General features: G+C 62.1%; 5 protein-coding genes. 3 read left to right on the top strand and 2 right to left on the bottom strand.

Going from position 1 to position 4,812, the window contains the following annotated elements; translation table 11 throughout:
* Positions 1 to 321 precede the first annotated feature (321 nt).
* Together ACTHNR_RS13695 and ACTHNR_RS13690 are read left to right on the top strand one after the other, a co-directional pair.
* Positions 322 to 846, top strand: a complete 525-nt coding sequence (locus ACTHNR_RS13695) for a cupin domain-containing protein (protein ID WP_440548209.1) — start codon at positions 322 to 324, stop codon at positions 844 to 846.
* A 40-nt stretch (positions 847 to 886) separates the two neighbouring features.
* The gene (locus tag ACTHNR_RS13690) at positions 887 to 1,801 is read left to right on the top strand and encodes a dioxygenase family protein (RefSeq protein ID WP_440548208.1); all 915 of its coding nucleotides are present in this window, start codon (positions 887 to 889) and stop codon (positions 1,799 to 1,801) included.
* Positions 1,802 to 1,835: 34 nt separating this feature from the next.
* Here ACTHNR_RS13690 and ACTHNR_RS13685 read toward each other — a convergent pair whose 3' ends face one another.
* Together ACTHNR_RS13685 and ACTHNR_RS13680 are read right to left on the bottom strand one after the other, a co-directional pair.
* Positions 1,836 to 2,819, bottom strand: a complete 984-nt coding sequence (locus tag ACTHNR_RS13685) for an alpha/beta hydrolase family protein (protein WP_440548207.1) — start codon at positions 2,817 to 2,819, stop codon at positions 1,836 to 1,838.
* A 35-nt stretch (positions 2,820 to 2,854) separates the two neighbouring features.
* Positions 2,855 to 3,541: an AraC family transcriptional regulator gene (locus tag ACTHNR_RS13680; RefSeq protein ID WP_440548206.1), complete on the bottom strand. Its 687-nt coding sequence runs from the start codon at positions 3,539 to 3,541 to the stop codon at positions 2,855 to 2,857.
* A gap of 209 nt (positions 3,542 to 3,750) precedes the next feature.
* Between ACTHNR_RS13680 and ACTHNR_RS13675 the strand changes: the two genes are divergently transcribed.
* Positions 3,751 to 4,707 carry a quinone oxidoreductase family protein gene (locus ACTHNR_RS13675; protein ID WP_440548205.1) on the top strand — a complete coding sequence of 319 codons (957 nt, stop codon included), beginning with the start codon at positions 3,751 to 3,753 and terminating at the stop codon, positions 4,705 to 4,707.
* Positions 4,708 to 4,812 lie beyond the last annotated feature (105 nt).

The following is a 4,812-nucleotide window of genomic DNA, read 5'->3' as shown; positions in this document are numbered from 1 at the left end:
TCCTATGTCTCCTATGCGTTCTTGTGCGGTCGAGGCTGCATGGCAGCGGCTGCGAGCCGGACAACGATATACCGGCACTGCTTTCGCCGTATGCCGTAACGCGATGCTAGGCGGCCCGATCAGCGCGGTCCAACACCGTTTCAGTCTTGAGCCGATACGTTTTTGTTATCGAGTTCGCTCAAAGGGAAGCAGCGATCCGATGCCGCGAAGTTATCGGGTCGAGCCGAAAATGGTGTTGGATTTCGGGCGAGTCTCTCCTTTAGCATTTTCCTCACGGCCATCCTATCCGCCGCCTTTTACTGCTCTAATGAGGACACGCCAATGGACATCACGCCTGAACAAATGGAAGCAACGCGCATCGCCCGCTGGGGCAAGGTCGAGCCGTATCGGGAGACATTCATCGAGAGCAGGTTGCCGGGCTTTTCCAAGCGGCTCTACAAGCTCATCAACCGCGGCGTGCTCGAGAACAAGGGCGTGCAGCCTGCGATCCAGGGCGCGCATCGCTTCGGAGTCACGTTGATAGAAGTGCCCGTCGGCCAAGGCGCTAATCTGCATTCGCACAAGACCGAAGAAGTCTTTTTCCCGTTGAACGGCAAGATGGTAGTTTTCTGGGGAGAACACGGCGAACACCAGATCGAACTCAACCAGTGGGACTGCATCTCGATGCCGGTCGGCGTCATGCGCGGCTTCCGCAATCCAAACGATCACGACTTGGTGATTTATTCAGTGGTGGGCGGAAGAGACGAGGAGGTCGGCCGCATCGAGTGGCATCCGGACGTGCTGAAAGCAGCTGAGGGAACGGGGCTTGCATACGACGATCGCGGCTTCCTGAAGAACGATGCATGATCGACCGGCACACGAAACGACTCGCAAGAGGCAGCGATTCATGAAAGCGGAAAACCCCAATAGCCTGCCCATCGGGCAATCACGCGAACCCATTCCCGCGACGCCCGAGGGGCTGCTCGCAGCAGTGCTGGCTTCGAATCAACACACTACCGACCCGCGCCTGAAGCAGATTCTCGAATCCTTACTGCGCCACTTGCATGCATTTGCCGATGAGGTCCAATTGAGCTATGGCGAGTTGGAGCAAGGCATCGACTTCCTGGTGCAGGTTGGAAAGGCAACCGGACCCGAGAAGCATGAAGGCATCTTGCTTGCGGACATTCTCGGTATCGCAACGCTGGTGGGCCTGATCGATGCAAAAAAAGCGCTAGCGGCGGGCGGTACGGAACCCGCGTTGATTGGGCCGTTCTGGCGCGCACATCAACCGCTGCGTCCCAACGGTTCGCTCATCGCGAGCCCGAAGACGCCGGGCGACAAGCTGCTCGTCAACGGCCGCGTGCTATCGCTCGATGGCGCGCCCATCGCGAATGCCCGCGTGGAAACGTGGCAGGCATCCCCCGGTGGGCTTTACGAGAACCAAGACCCTAGCCAGGAAGACATGAACCTGCGCGCGCGTTTCCAGACTGATGAGGACGGCTACTTCTCGTTTCGCAGCGTGCGTCCGTCAGGTTACGCAGTGCCGGTAGATGGGCCGTGCGGCAAGCTGCTGGCACTGCAGAAGCGCGACATCATGCGGCCCGCCCACCTTCATTTCATCGTGCTCGCCGAGGGCTACAAGACACTCGCGACGCAAATCTTCGACGCCGACGATCCCAACGCGTATCGCGACGTCGTGTTCGGCGCCGTTGGCTCGCTTTTGCGCAGCTTTGAGGCTCAAGAAGACGGCACGTACGTTCTCGATCTCGAGCTCAGGCTCGAACCGGGGACCATGCGGATGCCGCTGTGCCCGCTGCCTTGACCTGCCTCCCGCTTGCACGCCGAGCCTCGCTCATCTAACGCAGCGCTGCCCGAAAAAACCGCACAACGCCCGCGTTGAATCGCTCGTGAAACGCGGCGCGGTCGAAGCCCGGCAGACTCTTGCAGATCTCCGGCCGAACCTGGGAAAGACGCGTATCGCACGGCGGCAGGAAATCGTAGTGGCCGGCGTTGGCAACCAGGCGATACTCCGGCGCATGAGGCAAGTCGTCCCGTACCGGCTCGTCGTAATTGGGATGCGGCTGATGACGATCGTCGGCAGCGCTCCAAAGCTGAACCGGAGCCCGAACATCGCCGAGACCGGCTTTGCCGAAAGCAAACCCGAACGCAGGCGCGGCGATGACGATGGCCTTGATGCGCGGATCGTGCACCCAAGCGCTGGGCGGAACCTCCCCGACGGCATGGACGTCGACGTGGGCCTGCTGTAGAGCTCGACAAAGATCCTGATCCGAATGCGCCTCGCAGAACGGCTCGACTTTCAATAGGTCCGGAATGCCGCCTGCCGCCACGAGCACGGTGAAGCCGCCGTTGGAAAACCCAAATGCACCGATGCGAGCGGCGTCTAACTGTTCGCGGCCGCGCCATCCGTCCACCATGTAATCGACCAACCGTCGCAGCTGAGCGGGACGCCTCCACAGTTGCAAGACACGGCTCTGGTCGTCGAACGTGTCGCCGGCGTGGCTGACCGCTGCCGCAACGAAGCCCGCGCGGGCCAGCGCGAGCGCCGTTTCGTAGTGACTGCCGTACCAGCCCGCGCCTCCGTGCGACATGACGATCAGCGGCAGATGATTGCCGGCGACGGGAGCATCCGGCGCCACGGTCTGGGTCACGTCGCCCAGGGCGTGCGGCGCGGCTGGCTCATTCGTCGGATACCAAACACCGGCCACGAGCGCCGGTTCGGCGCCGTTCGGTATCTTCACCTCCTGAAAGCCGACATCGAAGGCAAAGGCAGGACCGGCAATCAAGCTCAAAAGGACGGCCACCGTGGCTAAACATTTCACGTGCGTCTCCTCGCAGTCATTCGGCGAAAACAAGTCTATGACGGCATTGCCATATAGCGCCCAGGCGTCTCGCCAAACGTCTTGCGGAAAACATCGATGAACGCACTGACGTTTTCATAGCCCAACTCAAGAGAAATGCGGGTAACGCTAACGCCATCCGCCAGGCGCTCTAGCGCCGCCAGCATGCGTGCCTGCTGACGCCAGCGCCCGAACGTCAACCCTGTCTGCGCAACGAATCTGCGGCTCATCGTACGCGCCGAGACGCCTGCCCAAGCAGCCCATTCTTCCTGAAGCCGATTGTCTCCAAGGTTACGGGTCAAGGCATCGGTAACCTTGACGAGCGCCGCATCGGTCGGGCGCGGCAAATGCAGCGGCTCCGCACGCGCGGCGATCAATTCGTCGACGATGACCTCGGCAATTCGCGCCTTGGCGGCATCGAGCGGCGCGCTCGTCCACGTCCCGGCGCGATGCACAGCCTCGCGCAGCAAGGAGGTGGTTCGAATTGCGCGCGGGTTCGCGGGCAGCTCGCGGCATCGCGCTTCGCTGATGAATACGCTCCACCCCGCGAATGGCCCGAACGAGCACACCGAATGCCCCACGTGAGGCGGGATCCAAATAGCGTGAACGGCAGGCACCACCCATTGGTGCGACCCAATGCCAATCGACACGAGGCCATTGAACGCGCCCATCAATTGCCCGCGCGGATGGCTGTGGGTCGACACGACGCGCGGCGCAGCCTGTTTAAGCTCGCCCGCGACCAAGAAAGGGCCTTCGTTCGATGCGACGAGATCCCCTGGGACAATGTGAGTAGCGGAAGAAGTTTCGTTCACTTTGACCGGATCACCGTATGGGATGACCGTTATACCGCAGCCCGGCCGTACACGCATCAGTAGACTCTTGCGTCATCGTCAACTACCAGGAGTGAGCCTTGATGAAAGCGGCCGTTGTCAGCGGGAAGGGAATCGAACCGATGTACGCGGACTTCCCCCGCCCCGAACCATCGGAGGGCGAAACGATCGTCCAGGTAGGCGCATCCGCCCTCAGTCAACTCGCGCGCGGCAAGGCGGCAGGCCGCCACTACTCGTCGTCGCAGACCTACCCACAGGTCGCGGGTGTGGATGGCGTCGGGCGATTGACCGATGGCCGGCGAGTCTATTTTTTCGGGGCGACCGCCCCTTTTGGCGCCATGGCTGAATTCGCGCCCGTTGCGCAGGCACAATGCATCGCGCTACCGACATCGCTCGACGATGTAACGGCTGCCGCGATCGCCATTCCGGGCATGTCGTCATGGGCCGCGCTGACCGAACGCGCGCATCTCGTGCGCGGCGAGACGGTATGGGTCAACGGCGCGACGGGTGAATCGGGAAGACTGGCGGTACGGATCGCGCGCCTGCTCGGCGCCGATAAGATCATCGCGACCGGGCGCGATCCGGCGAAGCTCGAGGCGTTGCGCGAGAGCGGCGCCGACACCGTTATCGCACTGACGAACGATGCAGGCGAGAGGCAGGAAGCGTTTTCAGCCGCATTCCGTACGGGCGTCGACGTTGTGCTGGACTATCTATGGGGGGACAGTGCTCGCGCAATCCTGCTTGCCGCGGCAGGGGCGCCTTCGGCCGAACGCCCGCTGCGCTTTGTGCAGATCGGTTCGATGAGCGGCCTCGAGATTGCGTTGCCCGCCGCCGTGCTGCGATCGAGAGCGATCGATCTAATGGGAAGCGGCATCGGCAGCATCGCATTGCCGCGTCTTTTGCGGGCCATCGAGGCCGTGCTGCATGCGGCGGCGGACGGTCACTTGCACATCGCGACGGAAGCGGTACCGTTGGCCGCCTTGGCCGATCATTGGAACGCTCCCGCTAGCGAGGGCCGCAAGGTGTTCGTGATGCAGTGAAGTAGAAAATTTCCTCTCGCCATACACAATATCCGCGGGCTCGTATTCGTCTTCAAGCGCATGGAGCCGCCATACACCCCGGACACGATGAAAGAACGAGACCGC

Source organism: Trinickia sp., assembly GCF_051954495.1.
In the GTDB taxonomy this organism is placed as follows: Bacteria; Pseudomonadota; Gammaproteobacteria; order Burkholderiales; family Burkholderiaceae; genus Trinickia.
The sequence above is the reverse complement of the archived record's forward strand: the minus strand, read 5'-3'. Positions and strand labels throughout refer to the sequence as shown.

What these genes read in the sequence shown, in the direction of transcription:
- ACTHNR_RS13695 (WP_440548209.1), top strand. Translation starts at nt 322, where the DNA reads ATGGACATCACGCCTGAACAAATGGAAGCAACGCGCATCGCCCGCTGG.
- ACTHNR_RS13675 (WP_440548205.1), top strand. Translation starts at nt 3,751, where the DNA reads ATGAAAGCGGCCGTTGTCAGCGGGAAGGGAATCGAACCGATGTACGCG.
- ACTHNR_RS13690 (WP_440548208.1), top strand. Translation starts at nt 887, where the DNA reads ATGAAAGCGGAAAACCCCAATAGCCTGCCCATCGGGCAATCACGCGAA.